This is a genomic window from Micromonospora sp. NPDC023869 (genome assembly GCF_055559695.1).
Map to the genome: position 1 here is coordinate 244,953 of NZ_JBVHKD010000008.1, position 20,321 is coordinate 265,273.

Here is a 20,321-nt window from a genome sequence, read left to right on the forward strand (position 1 = left end):
CATAGCCTGATCGTGCCGCAGAAATCTAGCCGAACGGACGATGTGCTTAAGTGATTTCAAGGCATGAAACAGTCTCAATCGGTCATTCATCCATGAAGTGCCGCCGGATCGAAGGGTGATTCGTGATCAAGACCGGGCGGTTCGGACGATCCCCTCATCGGTCGTCGCCCGCGACGGCCCGGACGGACGGATGCCCCGCGCCGCCGATCGGGGGAGATGTCGACGGGGCGGTTCGACGACTGTCGCCTATCCGTCGTTGTCCCGTCGGTGGGACCGGGCATAGCGTCGCGAGGGACTGTCGACCGGAGGTGTTGTGCTCGACCCCGCGGTGCCCCAACTCGTCGTGAACTGCCGGACGCTGTATTTCAGCTGGTTGCCGGCGGATCCGGACGCGGTGGCGGCGCTCGTGCCGGCCGGGCTCCACCCGCATCCCGACGGTCAGGTCTTCATGAACCAGTACGTGGTCGACGACGCGAGCCAGACCTCCGGCTTCGGCGCGTACTCGCTGACCTATCTCGGGGTGACCCTGGCCGGCGTGGACGCTCCCGACGGGGTGACCCCGGGGGGCTGGTGGACCCACTACGTGACCTCCAGCGAGCTGGTCCGCCGGTACGCCCTCGGTCGGGGCGCCCCCGCGCTGACCGGCGACACCACCATCGCCGTGAACGGCCACGAGCTGGTGACCGAGACCACCATCGACGGCGCGCCGGTGATCCGCGCCCGGGTGCGCGCCGGGGAGACCGGGCACACCGTGCACAACGGCCACCACCGGTACGTCACCGCGCTGCACGGCCGGTTGGTCAGCAGTATCTATCCGGTGGTCGCCGAGCCGTCCACCTCCTTCGAGATCGAGTCGGTGGAGTTTCTGGACCCGGAGCACCCGGTCTACGCGTTGCGGCCGGAGAATCCGCTCACCATCGGGTGGGGCTACTACTCCCCACGGGGGTCCTTCGCGTACCCGGGTGGTCTGACCGTGCTCGACGCCCCGGAGTCCGGGTCGGCGGACGCGCCGTACGCCGAGCGCCCGCTGCCCGCGCTCGGCTGAGCGACACCGACGCCGCCACCAGCGAAGAAATACGGGTCGCTTTCGGGTTTTCCCTGGTCCAGATGGGTAAGCCAGTCGCGGGTCGGTACGCCCCGGTGAGCTGGGCGACATCGTCGTGCGCGTCGGCGTGCCCGCCCGGAGGCCGTCCCGGCCTCACCCATCCGGATCGGGCTCGCCCCGTCGGCCTTCGGTGCCGATGGCGTACGCCCGGCTTCGGCCCGAGCAGCGAGGAGGCCGCACCATGCCCGGCGAGATGACGAACTCCGTGACCGAGCACCGTGAGCAGGCGGTGGAGAGCGAGCGGGGGGCGCTGTTGGCCGTACTGGTGATGGTCCTGCTGGGCGTGGCCGGCATTTTCGCCGTCTCCTGACCCGATCGTCGCTACCCCGTGACCGGTTGCGGGCTCAGTCGGTGGCGAGGCGGGCGTGCAGGTGTTCGTCGTGGCGTCGACCGTCGCCGTAGCGGTGTGACTGGCGCAGCGTGCCCTCGACCGGATACCCGGCCCGTTCGGCGACCCGGCAGGAGGCCGGGTTGGCGACCGCGTGGCACAACTCGATGCGGTGCAGGCCCAGATCGCGGAAGGCCCACTCGGTGAGCCGGCTGACCGCCGCCGAGGCGAGGCCCTGCCGGCGGGCGGCGGCGACGGTCCAGTAGCCGATCGACGCGTCGCCCGCGTGGATTCGGTGCAGCGACACCGAGCCGAGCATGATCTCCGGCCGGGTCGGGTCGGCCACCGCCAGCGAGACGTGGGTGCCCTGGGACCAGTCGGCCCGCCAGTGCACCCACTGGCGGGCGGCGTCGAGGTCGAACGCGTTGCCCTGCGGGTTCCACTGGGCGATGGCCGGGTCGTGCCAGGCCGCCAGCACGGCGGGCGCGTCCGCCGTGCTCCAGGGGCGTAGCAGCAGGCCGGGGGCGGTCAGTTCCACGACGGCACAGTGTGGCACAGCCGTCGCGGCCGGCGCGGGGCGTGTTCCACGGCAGGCACGCCCCTCGTCGCGCGGGCACGCCCCCCGCGATCATGGACTTGTGGTAGCGATACAAGGCACATAAGCCCCGGAACCCTCGCCAGTACTCCATGATCGGCGGGGTCTCGCCGGTGGCGCTTCAAAGTTTGACCACATCATTCACCTGGGTTTGTGGTGCAGATGGTGCCTGCTCCGGGAGTCATTGTTCAAATTTTGAATACATGTTACCGTGGCGCCGTGACCGAGAGCCTGAGCGAGGTGCGACTCGCCGCCTGGCGGGCGTACATCGAGGCCAGCCAGCGGTTGTTCACCCGGCTGGAGGACGACCTGCGGGCCGCCAGCGAGCTGAGCTTCGCCGACTATCACGTGCTGGTGCTGCTCGCCGAGGCCCCGGGGCAGCGACTAAGGATGGGTGAGCTCGCCGGTCGACTGGTCTTCTCGCCCAGTCGACTGACCTACCAGGTCTCCTCCATGCAGCGACGCGGCCTGGTCGCCCGGCAGCCCTGTCCGGACGACGGGCGCGGCAGCGAGGCGGTGCTCACCGCCGCCGGGCTGATGGCGCTGCGCGAGGCCGCTCCGCACCATCTGCGCTCGGTCCGCACCCACCTGATGGACGACCTCGACGACGCCGAGATCGCCTGCCTGACCACGGTCTTCACCCGACTCGGCCAGCGGCTGCAGGGCACCCCCGACGCCGCCCCCCGCGAGAGCTGAAGGAGCTTCCGATGCCCGCCATCACCGTCGACAACGTCCTCGTCCTGCCCCGGCTGCCGAAGCTCGACGAGTCCACCACCGTCATTCGGCCGGTCCGCCGGCTGACCACCGCGCCCAGCGGCTTCGAGGGCGAGGGCTTCCCGGTGCGCCGGGCCTTCGCCGGGGTGCCCACCACCGAGCTGGACCCGTTCCTGCACCTCGACCAGATGGGCGAGGTGGAGTACGCGCCGGGCGAGCCGAAGGGGACCAGTTGGCACCCGCACCGAGGCTTCGAGACCGTCACGTACATCATCGACGGGATCTTCGACCACCAGGACAGCCACGGTGGTGGCGGCACCATCACCAACGGCGACACCCAGTGGATGACCGCAGGCAGTGGCCTGCTGCACATCGAGGCGCCGCCGGAGCACCTGGTGGTCAGCGGTGGGTTGTTCCACGGCACCCAGCTCTGGGTCAACCTGCCCAGGGTGGCCAAGATGAGCCCGCCGAAATACCAGGACATCCGGGGCAACCAGGCGGCACTGGTCACCACGCCGGACGGCGGCGCGCTGGTCCGGGTGATCGCCGGTGAGATCGGCGGGCACCAGGGACCCGGATCGACGTACACGCCGATCACCGTCGCCCACGTGACGGTGGAGCCCGGCGCGCAGGTCGACCTGCCCTGGCGGCCGGACTTCAACGCCCTGGTGTACGTGTTGGGCGGCCGGGGCACGGTCGGCGCGAACGGGCGCGGCGTCCGTACCGGACAGCTCGCGGTGCACGGACCGGGCGACGCGCTGCGGTTCAAGGCCAACGCCCGGCAGGACAGCCGCACCCCGACGCTGGACCTCTACATCATGGGCGGGCAGCCGATCCGGGAGCCGGTGGCGCAGTACGGCCCGTTCGTGATGAACAGCCGGGACGAGCTGATCCAGGCGTTCGAGGACTACCAGGCCGGCCGGCTCGGGGTCGTCCCGGCGGAGCGGGTGCCGCACACCGGCGGTCAGGGCGACCGCCCCTGACGGGTGAGTGCGGCGAGAGCCCGCCCCGGTGCGCGGCCGGGGGATGGCCGCGGCATCCGGGGCGGGCGGTCCTACCCGGGTGTGACTCGGCCCGGTCGGCGGCACCGCGCCGGTCGCGCGCCCGGTTCGGTCGCGATGCGCGGCGGCTTCTTCTCGGCGTGACCAGACGGGCCACCGACCCGGCCCGGCGCGTGCGACTCGCCGCAGACTCCGCCCGAGCGTGCGCGGTGGGTACGTCCGTGGTGGTCGTCCGAGCGGACACGCCTCGGCGTGCCGCACCTGGTACGTGCCGTCACGGGCCGGACTTGCGCTGGTGCTGGCTGCGGACCCCGTTCGCCGGCACCGGATTCACGACCCGCCGCTCTCGGCGGTCATCGTGCCGCCGGCCTGGAGGCCCCACTCCGCGCGAGGCTGAGGTGGGTAGATTTGTTGTCGCTCCAGCGGCAACAAATCTACCCACCTCGTGCCGTCTGCTCACGGTCGCGACCTCGCGGTGAGCGCGGCCGGGAGCGCTGCGCGTACGGGACGGGTGGGACCTGCACCGGTCGCATCCCTACGGGCTTGAGGAACAGCGACCGTCGGACGGTGGCGTCCCCGTGCCGGTCGAGTTGGTACACGTCCACCCACGCCCACCCTTCGTACGTGGGCCGATCCAGCTTCCGGATGACCCGCACCAGGACGGGTGTGCTGAACTGCGGGGACGCTTCCCGGGTCAGGAGGTACACGCCCGGGGAGACGGAGGCCCTCGCCGCTGCGTCCCACGCGCTCACCACCGGCGTGTGGGGAGGACGTCCGCGAGGTCCGGGCGGACCCGGGCGTACCGGCGACGGGGGCGGAGGGTCCGGTCGTCCTGCACCTCGTGCCCGTACACCTCGATCCACACGGTGCCGTCGCGCTCGATCCGGTCGACCACCTCGGCGACGTACAGGGTCAGCCGGGCTCGTAGGCGCCCTCCGGCGCGCGGACCACGTCGCCGACGGCGAGGCGTCGTCGGTGTGCGGGACTCCAAGGACCCGACCGGCCCGGCGCTGGCCTTCGGCACGGCGGCGTGGCGCAGCTTCATCGAGCTGGCGAAGCGGGCCTGATCCAGCGCAGCACGGAAAGCCCTCGGCGGTGGCCGGGGGCTTTGTCGTAGGGCGGTCGGGACGGCGGCCCTGACCACGCGAAACGGCCCACGGACAGGAAAGTTCCCGCCCGTGGGCCTCGCGTGCGTCAGGTCGCCGGTTGTGCCTGGCGACCGCCCAGGTGCAGCCGGCCCACGAGCTGTCGGGCCTGCTCGGCCACGTCCGCCTCGACGGTGACCGCGTACTGGTTGGCCCGCAGTGAGCTGGCCGAGGTGAAGTCCCGCTTGCCGCCGGTCATGGCGTGCGCGACGCCGCCGAACACGGCACCCCAGACGGCACCGATGACCAGGCCGACCAGGAGCACGGCCAGCCAGTTGCCGACCGTGAAGATGCCGAACAGCAGGCCGATGAAGAGTCCGAGCCAGGCACCGGTGCCGGCGCCGATCAGCGCGGCCCGGGCCGTGGTCAGCCGACCGAGCACCGTCTCCACCAGGGTGAGGTCGGTGCCGACGATCGCGGTCCGTTCGACCGGGAAGCGGTTGTCGGCCAGATAGTCCACGACGCGTTGCGCGGACGGATAGTCCGGGTAGGCGCCCAGTGTCACGGTCGGCGGCCCGGCTGCTGGGCCGTGCCCGTCGCCACCGGGTGCCGCGGTGCGGCCTCCGGGGCCGGACGGGAGGGTGCCGCCGCCGGTCACACCGGGTTGCCACGCCGAGGGATTCGACTGTGTGGTCATGGGTCTCCTCCTTCGTCTGTAGTCGCGTTCCCGTCCGGGGCGAGCGGTAACGCCGGTGGCGGATCCGGTACCGGCCGGGCAGACGACCGGGCCCCCGGCCACCGCTGTCGCGGTGTCGGCCGGAGGCCCGGTCTGTGGTGGTGGCCCGAGGGCCCGGTGTGGTCCTGGGAGCGCGCCGGTCAGGCGCAGGTGCCGCCGTTCAGGGTGAAGGGGCCGGGCGTCGGCAGGCTGCTGCCGCTGTAGGTGCCCTGGAAGCCCACGCTGATCGTGCCGCCGCTGGGCACGCTGCCGTTGTAGGCGACGTTGCGGACCTCGATGCGGTCACCGGACTGGCTCCAGGTGCCGTTCCAGCCGTTGCTCAGCCGCACGCCGGAGCCGGCGTTGAAGGCGAGCGTCCAGCCGGTGAGCGCCCCGCTGCGGTTGGTGACCCGGATCTCGGCGGTGAAGCCGCCGGCCCACGTGTTCGGGGTAAACGTCACCGCGCAGTTGCCGGCGGGCGGGTTGGACGGGGGCGGCGTGGTGGTCGGCGGCGGGGTGGTGGGGGGAGTGGTGGTCGGCGGGGTCGTCGTCGGCGGGGTGGTGGTCGGCGGGGGGCCGGCCGCGATCGCCAGGTCGTACGCCCGCTGCGGCACGAACTGTCCGGCGGCGGCGATACAGCCGTCGGCCTCGCCGGGCAGCTTCACCCAGAGGAACGCGTCGATCGCCGAGTCGCCGGTGGCGGTGGTGCTCGGCGTGCCGATCGCCCGCCCCGGCGGGTCGCACCACTCCGAGCCGGCCGGGCCGTTGCCGTTGCGGCTGGTGTCGATGACCGCCTTGAGACGGGAGTTGCCGGTGGCCTGGATGATCTGCTTGGCGTACGAGACCTCGTCGGCCGTGCGGCGGTAGTTCGACACGTTGACCGAGATGCCGTCGGCGCTGTTGGCGACGTCCGCCGCGTTCAGTCGAGCGGCCGCCTCGCTGGGTGCGAGCCATCCGCCGTGGCCGATGTCGAAGTAGACCTTCGCCGCTGACGAGCCGGCCTTGAGCGCCTTGCCGGCGTACGCCATGGAGGCCCGGACCTCGGCCTGCTGGCTGGCGTTCATGCAGCTCGTCATGATCGGGAGCACGTCGGGCTCCAGGATGATCGTGGCGGGCCGTCCGCCGAGCCCGGCGGCGACCTGGTCCACCCACTGTCGGTAGGCGGTGTGGTTGGGCGCACCGCCGCCGCTGTGGTTGCTGCAGTCGCGGTTGGGGATGTTGTAGACCACGAGGATCGGGATCTTGCCGGCGTTGGCGGCGGCGTTGACGAAGGAGCTGACCTCCGCGCGTACGGTCGAGGTGTTGGTGGTGGTGTACCAGCGCGGCTGCGGGACGCTGGCGATCCGGTCCCGGATCACGGCGGCCTTGGAGTCGTTCGGGTTGGCGGCCACCCAGCGGGCGGCGCTGGTGTCCGGATCGACGTAGAACACGGAGTCGGCGGCGGCTGCGGGCGCGGGACGCAACGCGCCCACGCCGACGGTGGCGACCACGGTCAGTGCCGTCGCGACGGCGCCGACCACGGCATAGGTGCCTCGGGTTCTCATGTACTGCTCCTCGTATGCATCGAAGACAGTGCGTGGAAGCGCTCCCACATGTCCGACAAAGTACGGGCCGGTTGCGAACTTGTGAAGACCTTCCGGAAGTATCCGGAGGATCGACGGGCACCGCTCGGTCGCCGCCACCCGGGCCAGGTCGCGAATACGATCATCCGATGGGACTGGATCGGGCGGGTGTCGTGGTGGTCGGTGCGGGTATCGCGGGCGTCGCCTGCGCCGGGGAACTGGCGCGGGCCGGCGTGCCGGTGGAGATCCGCGAACGCGGTCGGGTGGCCGGCGGACGGATGGCCAGCAAACGCTTTGACGGCCGCCCCGCCGACCTGGGCGCCGCCTACCTGACGGTGAGCGATCCCGAGTTCGCCGAGGTGGTACGCGAGTGGGAGGCCGCCGGCCTGGCCCGCGAGTGGACCGACACCTTCGTCTCCTACGACGGCACCGGGCGGCGTGAGGTCCCCGGGCCGATGCGCTGGGCCGCTCCCCGAGGACTGCGGTCACTCGTCGAGCACCTGGCCCGCGACCTGCCCGTGGTGGTGAACCGGCTGGTGCTCGGCGTCGAGGCCGGTCCGCTGGTGGACGGCACGACGTGCGCGGCGGCGGTCCTGGCGATGCCGGGCCCGCAGGCGGCGCTGCTGCTCGACCCGGCTCTGGCCGCCGCCACCGAGGCGGCCGGGCGGCAGCGCTGGGCGCCGACGCTCTCCGCCGTGCTGCGCTTTCCGACCCGACGCTGGGCCGACTTCCGGGGCGCTTTCGTCAACGACCATCCGCTGCTCAGCCTGGTCTGCGACGACGGCGACCGGCGCGGCGACGGCGCACCGGTGCTGGTCGCACACACCACGCCGGAGTTCGCCGCCGGTCATCTCGCCCAGCCCACCGGCGCCGCGTCGGCCGTCGAGGCGGCCGTCCGCGACCTGTTCGCGCTGCCCGACCGGGCCGAGCACGTGCACGTGCACCGCTGGACGTACGCCCGGCCCACCTCCGACACCGCCGCCGGGTTCCACCTGGACGGCGACGGGATCGGGCTGGCCGGGGACGCCTTCGGCGAGTCCCGGGTGCAGACCGCCTGGCGTTCCGGCCGCGACCTCGGCCGCGCCCTGGTCCAGCGCCTGACCTGACGCGCGGTCCCCGGCGACCAGCCGCCGGTCGGGACGGTCAGTCGCCGGGCGCGGGGTGGTCAGGCGGGCGGGAGCAGGATCTCGAACCAGACGGTCGAGCCGCGCACGGTGGGGTCGGTGCCCCAGGCGTCGCTCAGCTCCTCGATCAGGCCCAACCCCCGGCCCCGGCTGCTCAGCGTGTCGGTGCGGGCCCGGGTCACCGTGCCCCGGGACCCGGAGTCGGCCACCGAGACGAGTAGGCGCTCCGGGCTGAGGTCGATCTCGACCCGTGCCTCGGTGCCGGCGTGCAGCAGGGCGTTCGTGGTCAACTCGCTGGTGCAGAGCACCGCCGCGCCGATCACCGACTCGGCCACCCGCCACTCGGTGAGCAGCGCGGTCATCCAGTGCCGGACCCGGCTCGGGGCGGTCGGCTCGGCCGGCACCTCCATCCGTGCCGACCGGCTCGGCCGCAGGGCGTACTCGACGGCCAGCACCGCGACGTCGTCCTCGGTGGCGCCGGGGACCGAGGCCGTGGCGGCGGCGCACAACGCCCTCGGGTCACCGCTGGGCGCGGCGGCCACCGACTCCGCCAGGCGGGCCAGGCCGTGCGACAGCCCCTGCCGTCGGCGTTCCACCACGCCGTCGCTGAACAGCAGCAGGGTGTCGCCGGGGGAGAACGCGACGGTGCCGGTGGCGGGGTGGTAGCCGATGCCCAGCGGCGCGCCGGTCGGCACGTCCACGTACTCGGCCCGGGGTTCGCCCCCGGGACCGCAGCGCCGCACCAGCGGCGCCGGATGGCCGGCGCTGGCCAGGGTGAGCTGCTCCCGCTCCACGTCGATCACGCCGAACGCCACGGTCACGAACAGCTCGTACGTGCCGGTCTCGGACCCGAGGCTGGTGACCAGCCGGTCGAGACCGGCGAGCACCTGGTCGGGGCGCGGGTCGTTGAGCGCCAACGCCCGCAGCGCGGCGCGGACCTGTCCCATCCGGGCGGCGGCCTGCACGTCGTGCCCGGCCACGTCGCCGAGCACCACCCCGAGGTCGCCGGTGGGCAGCACGAACGCGTCATAGAAGTCGCCACCGGCGGCGTTGCCGTCGACCCCCGGGTCGTAGCGGGCGGCGATCCGCAGCAGCGGCAGGCTGGGCAGGTTCTCCGGCAGCATGCTGCGCTGGAGCAGTTGAGCGGTGCCGTGCTGGGTCTCGAAGCGGCGGGCCCGTTCGGTCGCCTGCCCGACCAGCTCGGCCGACGCGGCCAGCAGCGCCCGTTCCGGCGCGGTCCAGGCGTGCGAGGTGCGGTAGCCGACGGTGAGCGCGCCGCGGACCCCGGACGCGCGGAGCGGCACTGCCGCCAGGGCGCGGACCCGCTGGTCGTGCCGGTCGGCGGCGATGTCGCGCAGCGGCTCGCCGTCGTCGACGAACCGGGGCTGGCCGCTACCCGCGCTGAGCGCCGCCGGTGCCGGCCAGTCCGCCGGCCCGCGCCGCCACAGCGGGGGCAGCCGCTCGTCCGCCTCGTCCACCAGCTCCCCACGGACCCGGCGGACCAGTCGCCAACCGCCCCCACCGCCGGCGTCGTCGACGGCGAACGAGACCCGGTCGGCGTCGAACGAGGTGAGCGCGTACCGCAGCGCCACCCGGGCCACGTCGTCGAGGGTCAGCGTGCCGGACAGCGCCGCGGCGAACTCGCTCAGCTCCTGCAACTGGCGGGTCGCCGGATTGGTCTCCGCGACCACCGACAGCACCCCGGCGATCCGGCCGCCGCTGTCGCGGACGGTCGAGCAGGCCCAGATGTAGACGGACGGGTCGAGACCGTCGGAGTGCAGCGGAAGGGGTGCCTCCTTCTCCAGGAACGGCTCACCGGTGCGGTAGGTCTGCTCCACCACGTCACCGACGCCGGGCAGCCGCCACACCTGGTCGAAGACCTCGGCGGCGGGCCGACCCACGGCCTGCGGGTGCCGGTCACCGATCAGCTCGGCGTACGCGTCGTTGTAGAGCAGCAGCAACTCGTCGCCGAGGTACAGCGCCATCGGTGCGGGTGAGGCGAGCACCACCTCCACGGCGGCGCGGACCGCCGGGTCCCAGGACTCGCGGGTGCCCAGCACCGTCGCGCCCCACTCGTGGTGGCCGACGACGGTCGCGGCGCGCGGCATCGGCGCGCGGGGCGCCTGGCCTGCTGGCGTGGGGACTCGCCCGACCGTTCCTGGCATGACCGCAGCCTAGCCCGACCCCTCGACCCGTGTTTCCGATCATGCGCCCGGCGGTTCGTGCCGGGACATCAGGGCAGGTCAGAGCCGTTCTGTCGGGATGTGTCGGGAAAAAGCAGGTGACCTGCGCGGCGTGCCGTCCCGACGTTGGGGTAAGCGCGCGGGGCAGTCCATGCGACAGGAGGGACATCATGCCGGAAACCCTGGCGGCCAGGCAGGTCAACATCGGTGACGCTGTGGCCGACATGTGGAGGTCGGTGCTGCTGTTCGTACCGAGGGCCATCGCGTTCATCGCGATCCTGGTGGTCGGATGGCTCATCGCCAGAGCCGTGCTCAAGATCGTTGATGCGGTCCTGGAACGGGTGGGGTTCGATCGCGCGGTCGAACGGGGCGGCATCAAGCGCGCGCTCGAACGGACCAGGTACGACGCCAGTGACATCCTGGCGCGCCTGGCGTACTACGCCGTACTGCTGTTCACGCTTCAGTTCGCCTTCGGCGTCTGGGGTCCGAACGCGATCAGCAACCTGATCGGCGGCGTGGTGGCCTGGCTGCCCCGGGCCTTCGTGGCGATCGTGATCGTGGTGATCGCCGCGGCGATCGCCAACGCGGTGCGGGACCTCGTCAGCGGGGCGCTGGGCGGTCTGTCGTACGGGCGGGTGCTGGCCGACCTGACGGCGGTCTTCATCATCGCGCTCGGCGTCATCGCGGCGCTGAACCAGGTGGGCATCGCCACCACCGTCACCACTCCGGTCCTGATCGCGGTGCTCGCCACGGTGGCCGGCATCCTGATCGTCGGCGTGGGCGGTGGTCTGGTCAAGCCCATGCAGAACCGCTGGGACGGCTGGCTCCACCGGATCGCGGAGGAGTCGCGGGCCGTCCGCGAACAGCGGCAGGGCGCCCAGGCCGGACGCAGCGACATGCAGCGGCAGATGGCCGACCGGGCGGGTGCCGAGCGTTCCCAGACGATGTCGAGGGGACAGGAGTCCTCGATGTCCGGGGGGCGGGGTACGTACCAGTCCGGGACCTCGGGTGACGAGACCCAGCAGTTCGGTCGGTGACCGTACGCGTACCGGGACGGGTGTCCGCCACACGGCGGGCACCCGTTCACGTCACAGCGCAGGCGGCTGCGGAGCCGGGGTGTCCAGCGCGGCGGTCAGCGCGCAGACGGCGAGCAGACGCACCAGCACCCAGTCCGCCTCGGCCCACTCGACCGGGGCGGCCGGCGGCTGCCAGCCGTGCTCGGCGGCGGCGGCCCGGAGCCCCTCGGCGTAGCCGGCCAGGGCCGCGGTGGTCAGCGGGGTGAGGTCCCCGTGCAGGCTGTCCCGCACCGCGGCGGCGTGCTGGTCGACCACGGCGAGCAGCCCGGGCAGTGCTCCGGCGGCGGCCAGCCCGTCGAGGCCCACGGTGGTGGCGAGCGTCATCAGGGTGGACCGGTTGTCCTCGACGGTGGTCCGGGTCCGAACCCGGTTCGACGGCACGCGCATGGGGAACGAATCTAGCCAACTCGGACCGGCGGCGACCTCGGCCGCTCGGCTGGTCAGGGGATCGGCCGGTCGTCGTCTCGGGGTCCGGACCTGGACGCGCGACCGCCCAACCGGGCAGTGGCGGTAGCAGGGAGGCACGAATGGACACCACCGACGGCCCCGACGAGCGGCACCGGCGACCGGCCGGTGTGAGCGACGACACGGTGGAGGCGCTCGGCAAGCTCAGCGAGGCGCTGGAGTGCGTGGAGCGCGCCCGGGGCGAGCTCTACTCCATGCATCAGCGCATCGGCCACGCCGACCTGATGCTGGACGAGGCGGTCCGGATGTTCCGCGCGGCCGGCCACGGGGCGATCGCCGACCGGATCGCCGACGAGCTGGTGGGCCGGAACGTGATCGCGGGTCGCTGGACGTTCCAGATCGTCGAGGACTTCGACGACGGGTACTACGCGCTCTTCCGTGACCTGGACCGGGCGGCCCGCGACGAGCTGGTCGGGGGCCGGCGGCACCTGTACGAGGCGGAGATGAAGGAGCGGCGTCGTACCCGTGGTCGAGCGGGTCACGAGGCCCGCCCGCAGGAAGCCGGGTGAGACCCGGCGCAGAGTGTTACTCCGTCGGGCGGGCGTCCGCCGGACGGCGGCGCGCGGTGTCGTCCGCGATGATCACAGTCGCCACCATCAGCGCGACAACCAAGCTGAACAGCCAGGAGCTGTCCTCGGTGAACCTGGCGGAGACGGGCGCCTGAGCGGCGGCGAGCAGGAAGCCGAGCCATGCCAGGCGGCGTTGACGCGTGGTGAGGAAGCCGGAGCCCTGATGCATCCCGAAAGTCTTGCGCGCCGTCGCGGCGTTGCCGTCAGCCGAACGGCCGAATCTGTCCGACCCGTCCGAATCCCGATCCGTCCGGCTGACCCAATCACCGCCGATCATGAGCGTGTCGGCCCCGCAGAAGGCGAGGCCGCGCACTTCTCGGCGATGATCCGGTGGTGTCGTCAGAGCGTGTCCGGGCCGGTACGACCGGTGGTGGAGGGGCGGTGGGCGCGGTCCGGGTCGGTCGGCTCGCGACCGGTGCCGGGCACCTGCGTACCCCGGTCGGCGGCCTCCGGGCCGTGGCCGAACGCGGCCTCCTCACCGGCGTCGTTGCCGGTCACGTCGTCGGACTGCCCGTCGAGCGTGGACCGGGCGACCGCCCGGTCCAGTTCCTCCAACGGCAGCCGTTCCTCGTCACGCCACACCCTGTCGTCGCTCATACCCTCGCCCTACCCCCACCCGCACCGGCCAAACGGCGCACCGACGCGACCGCCGGCACCGGCGACGACACCGGCGCGACCGCCGGCAATGGCGACGGCCGCCGGGTGAGCGGCGGCCGTGGCGGGAGGTACGGGAGGGATCAGGGCTGCGGTCGGTCGACGGTTCCTCGCCAGGCGCCGGTCTCCTGACCGCGCCGCTCGATGAACTGCTTGAAGCGTTGCAGGTCACCCTTTGCCCGGCGGTCCACGACGCCCAGCTTGTCGCCGGCCTGTTCGAGGACACCCTGCGGGTCGAACTCCAGTTGGAGGCTGACCCGGCTGGTCTGCTCGTCGAGCCGGTGGAAGGTGACCACCCCGGCGTGCTTGGTGCCGCCGGTCGAGCGCCAGGCGACCCGTTCGTCGGGGAGCTGCTCGGTGATCTCGGCGTCGAACTCGCGCTTGACCCCGGCGATCTCCACGGTCCAGTGGGTGAGCGTGTCGGAGAGCTGACGGACCTCCTCGACGCCCTCCATGAAGTGGGGGAACTCCTCGAACTGCGTCCACTGGTCGTACGCCGTCCGGATCGGGACGGAGACGTCGACGTGCTCGGTTACACCACTCATCAGGATCCTCTCCTGCGCCGGTGCGGGGGCTGGCCGCAGAGGGCCGTCCTCACCAGCGCGTCGTCTCGTTCTTGTGGCCGAGCGCGGCCCAGACCTCGGACACCGTCTGGTACCGGGTGCCCTCCGGCAGGCGCTCCAACTCGGCGAGCAGGTCGTCCGGCGCCTCGTTCTCCCGCGCGTTGGCGAGTAGGGCCGCCCGGTCCCCGGGCAGGGCGGTCATCGTGATGAACCGTCCCAACCGGCTGCGAGCCTCCACGTCCTCGGACGTCATGCCCTGCGGAGTGCCGCTGCGGGTCTCGCCGCCGACGACGGTGGTCGTCTCCGGCTGGTCCTCGCCCGCAGGCTCCGGCACCCGGAACTCGTCGACCCGTGAGCCACCGGTCCCCGGCCCCTGGACCAGGCCGTTGACCTCCTGCTCCATCTGCTCGTCGACTCTCGGTGCGTGCTTGCTGCTGCCGCGTTCCATACCTTCTGCGCTACCCGGCGAGGGGGGCGGTAAACGCGGCACCGGGTCACGAAGGTGCCGGCGACCGGGGCGGCAGCACCGGCTCCTCGGCGTCGCTCGCGCCGGACTGGAGCACCCGTCCGCGCTGCAACTCGGCGTTGATCTGCACCCCGAGCAGCAGAGCGGAATTGGACACGTAGAGCCAGACCAGGAAGGCGATCACCGCGCCGAGGCTGCCGTAGGTGGTGTCGTACGAGCCGAAGTTGGCCACGTACAGGCCGAAGCCGAAGGAACCCAGCGCCCAGGCGACCAGCGCCACCGCCCCGCCCGGGGTGAGCCACCGGAACCGGGGCTGACGGACGTTCGGCGCCACCCAGAACAGCAACGACATCAGCAGCATCGCGATCATCGCCAGCACCGGCCACTTCACCACCGACCAGGCCGTACGGGCCGCGCCTCCCGCGCCGACCAGGTCGCCGACCGCGTCGGCGACCGGGCCGCTGACGATCAGTCCGGTGGCCACCACGGCGAGCAGCACCAGCGACAGCGCCGCCAGCCCGATCTGGATCGGCCGCAGCTTCCACACCGGTCGCCCCTCGGTCACCCCGTAGATCGTGTTCGAGGCGCGGGTGAACGAGGCGATGAAGTTGGAGGCGGACCAGAGCGCACCCAGCAGACCGAAGCTGAGCAGCACCCCGGCCGAGCTGTTCTGCTCCACCACGCCCCGGACCACGCCGACGAAGTTCTCGTTGGCCACCACGGACCCCGCCCCGACGTCCCGGGCCAGGTCGAGCACGGTGTCGACGGTGCGTTCCCCGTCCGAGACCAGCCCGACCAGAGCGACCACCACGACGGTGGAGGGAAAGAGCGCGAGCACCCCGTAGTAGGTCAGCGCGGCGGCCCAGTCGGTGCAGTTGTCCTGCAGGTAGTTGCGGACGCTGCGGACCAGCACGCCGCGCCAGGTCGACCAGTGCAGTTGCCGGATCCGGCCGGGTAGCGCGGACACCGGCGGCTCGGCGGCCGGGGCGTCCGGGTTCGTCGTGGTCATCACCGCTCCCTGCTGACGACCGGCACCAGGGTACGCCGGGTGGCCCGGCCGGTACCCCCGTCCACGCGACGTCAAACCGGGTACCGGGGTTTGCCACCGCGCGGACAGGGAACGCCAGTGGGAATGGCCCGACCACGGAGGAGGATCGAGATGCCCGGGCGTGAGGTACTGCCCAGCACGCTGCGGCGCTCCCCGGACAAGGCGCAGCGTACCTGGGAGAAGACGCACGATTCGGCCGTCGAGACGTACGGCGAGGGGGAGCGGGCGCACCGGACCGCCTTCGCCGCCGTCAAGCACGAGTTCGAGAAGGTGGGCGACCACTGGGAGCCGAAGGGCCGCAAGGGCCCGAGCGACCGGCAGGCTGCCGGGGGCGGCCCGGAACGACGGGCACCCACCGCCGGCGGGGTGGACGCGAACGCCCCCAAGGAACACCTGATGGCCAGGGCCCGCGAATTGGACGTGCGGGGCCGGTCGAGCATGACCAAGCCGGAACTGGTCACCGCCATCCAGAAGGCCAACAACCGGCAGACCGCCAAGGCACGCGGCGACTGACCGATATCCCGAGGGCCCCGACCTCGCCGTCACCGGCGCGGCTCGGGGCCCTCGGCGTACCGGCGCGGTCTCACCAGTGCCCGCCGCCGGGCGCCTCGATGTGCACCGCCTTGGTGGCGGTGAACTCGTCGAGCAGCTCCGGGCCGTAACCGAAGCCCTGGCCGCTGCCCCGACGCGGGTGGGCCGCCCCGGCCGGGGCACCGCCGAAGACCGCGTTCACCTTCACCGTGCCCACCGGCAGCTCCCGCCAGGCCCGCTGGGCGTGACTCATCGAACCGGTCAGCACGGTCGCGGCCAACCCGTACGGCGAGTCGGCGGCACACCGCAGCGCCTCGCTGAACGAGTCGACCACCACCACCGGCGCGACCGGCCCGAACGTCTCCTCCCGCACCAGCGCCATGTCGTGCCGGCAGTTGTCCAGCACGGTGGCCGGATAGAAGGCGCCCGGCCCCTCCGGCAGCGTCCCGCCGACCCGGATCCGCGCCCCGTCGGCGACCGCTGCCGTCACCTGCCCGTGTACCTGGTCGCGGTGCCGCCGGTCGACCAGCGGACCCAGGTCGGTGGCCGGGTCGCCACCCGGACCGACGCGCAGCGCCGCCGCCCGCTCCACCAGTGCGGCGACGAAGTCCTCGGCCACGTCGCGGTGCGCGTAGACGCGCTCCACCGCCACGCAGATCTGTCCCGCGTTGGCGAACGCGCCGGTCGCGGCCTGCCCGGCGGCCCAGACCGGGTCCACGTCGGCGTCCACGATCAACGGGTCGCTGCCGCCGTTCTCCAGCAGCACCTTGGCGCCGCTGCGGGCGGCTGCCGCGGCGACGGCCCGGCCGGTCACGGTCGACCCGACGTGCGCCACCACGTCCACCTCGGCACCGGCGAGCGCAGCGCCGGTCTCCGCCCCGCCGGTGAGCAGCGAGAGCACACCGGCCGGCAGCGCCGAGTCGAACGCGCGGGCCAGCAGCCACCCGGTCGCCGGGGCGCGTTCGCTCGGCTTGTGCAGCACCACGTTGCCGGTGACGAGGGCGGCACCGAGCAATCCGCACGACACCGCCACCGGGTCGTTCCACGGCGTGATGACGGCGACCACGCCGCGCGGCTGCGGTGTCATGAAGTCCAGGGCGTCGGGTGCGCCGTGCAGGGTCCGTCCACCCCGGGCCGGGGCGAGTTCGGCGTACTGCCGCAGGGTGGCGATGCCGGCCTCGACGCCGCCCCGGGCGTCGGCGAGCGGCTTGCCCATCTCGGCGGTGGTCGCCTCGGCCAGCTCGTCGGCGGCGGCGGCCACCGCGTCGGCGGCCCGGTGCAGCGCGGCGGCCCGGTCGGCCGGTGGGGTCGCCGCCCACTCGGCCGCCACGCCGCGCGCCGCCGCGACCGCCTTGCCGACCTCGTCGGCCGTGGCGACCGGCGCGCCGGTCACCGGGGTGCCGGTCGCCGGGTCGTGCACCACCAGGTCACCGGCCTCCCCGCCGGCTCCCCACACCCCACCGATGAGCTGCGCAACCGTGTACATGGCGCGCTGCATGCCCGGATGGTCGCCGGGCAAACGTTTCGCCCGGTTGAGCCCGGGTAGCGTCGGTGGATGATGCCGTCCGGTTCTCTCGGCGCCGAAACCGCCGACGCGGTGGTCGTCGGCGCCGGCCACAACGGTCTGGTCGCCGCCAACCTGCTCGCCGACGCGGGCTGGGACGTGCTGGTGCTGGAGGCGACCGGCGCGCCGGGTGGCGCGGTGCGCTCGGCCGAGGTGACCGCCCCCGGCTACCTGAGCGACCTCTACAGCTCCTTCTATCCGTTGGGCTACGCCTCCCCGGTGCTGCGCGGGCTCGACCTGACCCGGTACGGGCTGGCCTGGCGGCACGCCCCGGACGTGCTGGCCCACCTCTTCCCGGACGACCGGGCCGCCCTGCTCAACCGCGACCCCGAGGTCACGGCGGCGTCGCTGGAGGAGTTCGCGCCCGGCGACGGCGAGCGCTGGCTGGCCGCGTACGCGCAGTGGCAGCACATCGCCGACCCGATGCTGGACCTGATCACCACCCCGTTCCCGCCGGTACGCCCCGGTCTGGACATGCTGCGTCGGCTGCACACCGGCGGCGCGTTGCGGCTGGCCCGGCGGATGGTCCTGCCGGTGCGCCGCCTCGGCGAGGAGCTGTTCGCCGGTGCCGGCGGGCCGGCGTTGATGGCGGGCTGCGCGTTGCACACCGATCTGTCCACCGAGGACGCCGGCTCCGGCGTGTACGGCTGGCTGCTGGTCATGCTCGGTCAGCAGGTCGGCTGGCCGGTGCCGACCGGCGGGGCGCAGAAGATCACCGACGCGCTGGTGGCCCGGCTGACCGAGCGGGGCGGCCGGATCCGGCACGACGCCCGGGTGGACCGGGTCCTGGTGGCCCGGGGCCGGGCGATGGGCGTACGCACCGCCGACGGCGGGTTGTACCGGGCCCGCCGGGCGGTGCTGGCCGACGTGCCCGCACCCGCGCTCTATCTGGACCTGGTCGGCGCGGCGGCGCTACCGCCGAGGCTGGTGGCGGACCTTTCGCACTTCCGCTGGGACGGTTCGACGCTGAAGGTGGACTGGGCGCTGTCCGGCCCGGTGCCGTGGACCAATCCACGGCTGGCCACCGTCGGCACCGTGCACCTCGGGGCGGATCTCGGCGGGCTGACCGGCTACGCCGCCACGCTCGCCCGAGGTGAGCTGCCCCGCGACCCGTTCCTGCTGGTCGGGCAGATGACGGTGGCCGACCCCAGCCACTCCCCGCCGGGCACCGAGTCGCTCTGGTCGTACACGCACCTGCCGTTCCGCCGGCACTGGCGCAGCGAGGACGTGATCGGTCACGTGGAGCGGATGGAGGCGGTGCTGGAGGCCGCCGCGCCCGGCTTCCGGAGCCTGGTGGTGGGCCGGCACGTGTTCGGGCCGGCCGATCTGGAGGAGGCCAACCCGAGTCTGGTCGGCGGTGCCCTCGGTGGTGGCACCGCCGCGCCCTACCAGCAACTGTTCCTACGCCCGGTGCCCGGACTGGGCCGCGCGGACACCCCGGTCGACCGGCTCTTCCTGGCCAGCGCGTCGGCGCATCCCGGCGGCGGGGTGCACGGGGCGCCGGGGGCGAACGCGGCCCGGGCCGCGCTGGCCCGGGACCGGATGCTCACCGGTGGTGTCTACCGCCGGGTCGTGGACACCGCACACCGGGCCGTGTACCGCTGACGCGGTCGGTCGCGGCCCGCGCGGTGGCTCAGCGCTCGATGCCGCGATGCCGGGTACGCAGCTTGAACGGCATCAACGCACTCTCGATCTTGGTGGCGGTGGTCATCTTCGAGTCGCCGTCGCGCCGTTCCTCGAAGCGGATCGGCACCTCCAGGATGGTGTGCCCGAGCTTCGTGGCGAGGTAGTGCATCTCCACCTGGAAGCTGTAGCCGTTGGACTGCACCCGCTCCAACCCGATGTCGCGCAGCGCGTCGGCCCGCCAGATCTTGAACCCGGCGGTGAGGTCCCGGATGCGAACTCGCAGCAGCGTGTGCACGTACAGGTTGGCCCAGCCGCTGAGGGCCCGCCGGTAGAGCGGCCAGTTCTCGTCCAGCTCGCCACCGGGCACGTAGCGGGAGCCGATCACCACACCCGCCTGGGTGGACAGCAGCGCGCCGAGCATCCCCGGCAGGGCCTCCGGCGGGTGGGACAGGTCGGCGTCCATCTGGGCCACGTACTCGGCCCCGCCGTCGAGGGCCCGGCTGATCCCGTCCACGTACGCCCGGCCGAGACCCTCCTTGCCCGGCCGGTGCACGACCTCGATGCGCTCCGGGTGCTCGATGGCCAGCTTGTCCGCCACCTCGCCGGTGCCGTCCGGGGAGTTGTCGTCCGCGACCAGCACCTTCAGGCCCGGCAACGGCAGGGCGAGCAGGCGCTCGACCAGCAGTGGCAGGTTGCCCGCCTCGTTGTAGGTGGGTACCACGACGGTCAGGCGCGCGTCCCCCCACGGCGTGGGTAACTGGACGGGTTCGATCATGGGGGACATCCTCGGTCTGCGGACAGGCTTCCCCGTGAGCGTAGCCACTTGTCCGTTCCAGGGGGAATCGGCTCCCCCTGCCCAGGTCAGTCCGGTGCCTTCTGCCGACGGGCGATGTCCGCGAGCCGACTCAGCGTCTCCTTGTTGCGTTGGTGCAGCACCAGGTCATTGATCTTGGTGCGCAGCCAGCGCAGCGGGCCGGCGGCGAAGTCCTCGCCGAGCAGAACGCGGGTGCTGTTGGGTCCGGTCGGTTCCAGGGTGAAGACCACCACGCCCTCGCCGGCGGGCCAGAGCTTGACCCGCAGCACCAGCTTGCGTTCCGGCTCGCATTCCAACACCTGGGACGAGTCCTCCAGGGAGAAGGGCCAGGGGCCGGCCCGGTGGTGCAGCCGGGTGCCCACCCGGGGCCAGTCGTCGTCGACGTTACGCATGTGCGCCGTGCCGACCACCCAGTCGCTGTAGGTCCACCCGTCCGCCAGCACGGCCCAGACCTGCCGTACCGGTGCCTCGATGATTCGCTCCACGATCGCCACGAACAGGCCGTACCCAGGTGGGTGGCCCGGCTAACGGCG

Annotated in this window: 23 protein-coding genes; 9 read left to right on the forward strand and 14 right to left on the reverse strand. The window is 72.8% G+C overall.

What is annotated here, in order from left to right:
• Nucleotides 1-313 precede the first annotated feature (313 nt).
• Nucleotides 314-1,045: an acetoacetate decarboxylase family protein gene (locus ACZ31C_RS22505; RefSeq protein WP_465796946.1), complete on the forward strand. Its 732-nt coding sequence runs from the start codon at nt 314-316 to the stop codon at nt 1,043-1,045.
• Between the two features lie 404 nt (nt 1,046-1,449).
• On the opposite strand, the gene ACZ31C_RS22510 is transcribed toward ACZ31C_RS22505, so the two are convergent.
• Nucleotides 1,450-1,971: a GNAT family N-acetyltransferase gene (locus tag ACZ31C_RS22510; RefSeq protein ID WP_465796947.1), complete on the reverse strand. Its 522-nt coding sequence runs from the start codon at nt 1,969-1,971 to the stop codon at nt 1,450-1,452.
• 276 nt (nt 1,972-2,247) lie between these two features.
• On the opposite strand from ACZ31C_RS22510, the gene ACZ31C_RS22515 reads away from it, so the two are divergent.
• Together ACZ31C_RS22515 and ACZ31C_RS22520 are read left to right on the forward strand one after the other, a co-directional pair.
• The gene (locus ACZ31C_RS22515) at nt 2,248-2,724 is read left to right on the forward strand and encodes a MarR family winged helix-turn-helix transcriptional regulator (protein WP_465796948.1); all 477 of its coding nucleotides are present in this window, start codon (nt 2,248-2,250) and stop codon (nt 2,722-2,724) included.
• Between the two features lie 11 nt (nt 2,725-2,735).
• Nucleotides 2,736-3,725, forward strand: coding sequence for a pirin family protein (locus ACZ31C_RS22520; protein WP_465796949.1), 990 nt, complete (start codon nt 2,736-2,738; stop codon nt 3,723-3,725).
• Between the two features lie 766 nt (nt 3,726-4,491).
• Here the strand turns inward: ACZ31C_RS22520 and ACZ31C_RS22525 are convergent.
• Nucleotides 4,492-4,638, reverse strand: coding sequence for a hypothetical protein (locus tag ACZ31C_RS22525; protein ID WP_465797022.1), 147 nt, complete (start codon nt 4,636-4,638; stop codon nt 4,492-4,494).
• On the opposite strand from ACZ31C_RS22525, the gene ACZ31C_RS22530 reads away from it, so the two are divergent.
• The gene (locus ACZ31C_RS22530) at nt 4,610-4,810 is read left to right on the forward strand and encodes a DUF397 domain-containing protein (RefSeq protein ID WP_465796950.1); all 201 of its coding nucleotides are present in this window, start codon (nt 4,610-4,612) and stop codon (nt 4,808-4,810) included. The two genes, ACZ31C_RS22525 and ACZ31C_RS22530, sit on opposite strands and share 29 nt — an antisense overlap.
• 127 nt (nt 4,811-4,937) lie before the next feature.
• Here ACZ31C_RS22530 and ACZ31C_RS22535 read toward each other — a convergent pair whose 3' ends face one another.
• Nucleotides 4,938-5,525: a YflT domain-containing protein gene (locus tag ACZ31C_RS22535; protein ID WP_465796951.1), complete on the reverse strand. Its 588-nt coding sequence runs from the start codon at nt 5,523-5,525 to the stop codon at nt 4,938-4,940.
• Nucleotides 5,526-5,704: 179 nt separating this feature from the next.
• On the reverse strand, nt 5,705-7,087 hold the full coding sequence (locus ACZ31C_RS22540; RefSeq protein ID WP_465796952.1) for a glycoside hydrolase family 6 protein: 1,383 nt from the start codon (nt 7,085-7,087) through the stop codon (nt 5,705-5,707).
• Nucleotides 7,088-7,254: 167 nt separating this feature from the next.
• On the opposite strand from ACZ31C_RS22540, the gene ACZ31C_RS22545 reads away from it, so the two are divergent.
• Nucleotides 7,255-8,211 carry an NAD(P)/FAD-dependent oxidoreductase gene (locus ACZ31C_RS22545; protein WP_465796953.1) on the forward strand — a complete coding sequence of 319 codons (957 nt, stop codon included), beginning with the start codon at nt 7,255-7,257 and terminating at the stop codon, nt 8,209-8,211.
• A gap of 59 nt (nt 8,212-8,270) precedes the next feature.
• Here the strand turns inward: ACZ31C_RS22545 and ACZ31C_RS22550 are convergent, their stop codons facing one another.
• Nucleotides 8,271-10,394, reverse strand: a complete 2,124-nt coding sequence (locus tag ACZ31C_RS22550; RefSeq protein WP_465796954.1) for an ATP-binding SpoIIE family protein phosphatase — start codon at nt 10,392-10,394, stop codon at nt 8,271-8,273.
• Between the two features lie 188 nt (nt 10,395-10,582).
• Here ACZ31C_RS22550 and ACZ31C_RS22555 point away from each other — a divergent pair, with 188 nt between their 5' ends.
• Nucleotides 10,583-11,449 carry a mechanosensitive ion channel family protein gene (locus ACZ31C_RS22555; RefSeq protein ID WP_449953508.1) on the forward strand — a complete coding sequence of 289 codons (867 nt, stop codon included), beginning with the start codon at nt 10,583-10,585 and terminating at the stop codon, nt 11,447-11,449.
• 51 nt (nt 11,450-11,500) lie between these two features.
• On the opposite strand, the gene ACZ31C_RS22560 is transcribed toward ACZ31C_RS22555, so the two are convergent.
• Nucleotides 11,501-11,875 carry a DUF6401 family natural product biosynthesis protein gene (locus ACZ31C_RS22560; RefSeq protein ID WP_465796955.1) on the reverse strand — a complete coding sequence of 125 codons (375 nt, stop codon included), beginning with the start codon at nt 11,873-11,875 and terminating at the stop codon, nt 11,501-11,503.
• A gap of 140 nt (nt 11,876-12,015) precedes the next feature.
• Between ACZ31C_RS22560 and ACZ31C_RS22565 the strand changes: the two genes are divergently transcribed.
• Nucleotides 12,016-12,462, forward strand: coding sequence for a hypothetical protein (locus ACZ31C_RS22565; protein WP_465796956.1), 447 nt, complete (start codon nt 12,016-12,018; stop codon nt 12,460-12,462).
• A 16-nt stretch (nt 12,463-12,478) separates the two neighbouring features.
• Here the strand turns inward: ACZ31C_RS22565 and ACZ31C_RS22570 are convergent, their stop codons facing one another.
• From ACZ31C_RS22570 to ACZ31C_RS22590, 5 genes are all read right to left on the reverse strand, one after another.
• Nucleotides 12,479-12,835, reverse strand: coding sequence for a hypothetical protein (locus tag ACZ31C_RS22570; protein WP_465796957.1), 357 nt, complete (start codon nt 12,833-12,835; stop codon nt 12,479-12,481).
• Nucleotides 12,836-12,861: 26 nt separating this feature from the next.
• Nucleotides 12,862-13,119, reverse strand: coding sequence for a hypothetical protein (locus ACZ31C_RS22575; protein WP_350695150.1), 258 nt, complete (start codon nt 13,117-13,119; stop codon nt 12,862-12,864).
• 140 nt (nt 13,120-13,259) lie between these two features.
• Nucleotides 13,260-13,721: an SRPBCC family protein gene (locus ACZ31C_RS22580; RefSeq protein ID WP_396746604.1), complete on the reverse strand. Its 462-nt coding sequence runs from the start codon at nt 13,719-13,721 to the stop codon at nt 13,260-13,262.
• Nucleotides 13,722-13,770: 49 nt separating this feature from the next.
• Nucleotides 13,771-14,187: a DUF2795 domain-containing protein gene (locus ACZ31C_RS22585; RefSeq protein WP_396746607.1), complete on the reverse strand. Its 417-nt coding sequence runs from the start codon at nt 14,185-14,187 to the stop codon at nt 13,771-13,773.
• Between the two features lie 46 nt (nt 14,188-14,233).
• A complete protein-coding gene (locus ACZ31C_RS22590; RefSeq protein WP_465796958.1) occupies nt 14,234-15,214 on the reverse strand; it encodes a YihY/virulence factor BrkB family protein in 981 nt (326 codons plus the stop codon).
• A gap of 150 nt (nt 15,215-15,364) precedes the next feature.
• Here ACZ31C_RS22590 and ACZ31C_RS22595 point away from each other — a divergent pair, with 150 nt between their 5' ends.
• On the forward strand, nt 15,365-15,766 hold the full coding sequence (locus tag ACZ31C_RS22595; protein WP_396746613.1) for a ChaB family protein: 402 nt from the start codon (nt 15,365-15,367) through the stop codon (nt 15,764-15,766).
• 70 nt (nt 15,767-15,836) lie between these two features.
• Here the strand turns inward: ACZ31C_RS22595 and ACZ31C_RS22600 are convergent, their stop codons facing one another.
• Nucleotides 15,837-17,270, reverse strand: coding sequence for an aldehyde dehydrogenase family protein (locus tag ACZ31C_RS22600; protein WP_465797018.1), 1,434 nt, complete (start codon nt 17,268-17,270; stop codon nt 15,837-15,839).
• A 72-nt stretch (nt 17,271-17,342) separates the two neighbouring features.
• Between ACZ31C_RS22600 and ACZ31C_RS22605 the strand changes: the two genes are divergently transcribed.
• Complete coding sequence (locus tag ACZ31C_RS22605) at nt 17,343-18,953, forward strand: phytoene desaturase family protein (RefSeq protein ID WP_465797019.1); 1,611 nt, start codon at nt 17,343-17,345, stop codon at nt 18,951-18,953.
• 28 nt (nt 18,954-18,981) lie between these two features.
• On the opposite strand, the gene ACZ31C_RS22610 is transcribed toward ACZ31C_RS22605, so the two are convergent.
• Together ACZ31C_RS22610 and ACZ31C_RS22615 are read right to left on the reverse strand one after the other, a co-directional pair.
• Entirely contained in the window at nt 18,982-19,749 is a 768-nt protein-coding gene (locus tag ACZ31C_RS22610) for a polyprenol monophosphomannose synthase (protein ID WP_350695142.1), read from the reverse strand.
• An 86-nt stretch (nt 19,750-19,835) separates the two neighbouring features.
• Entirely contained in the window at nt 19,836-20,282 is a 447-nt protein-coding gene (locus tag ACZ31C_RS22615) for an SRPBCC family protein (protein WP_396746616.1), read from the reverse strand.
• Nucleotides 20,283-20,321: the final 39 nt, after the last annotated feature.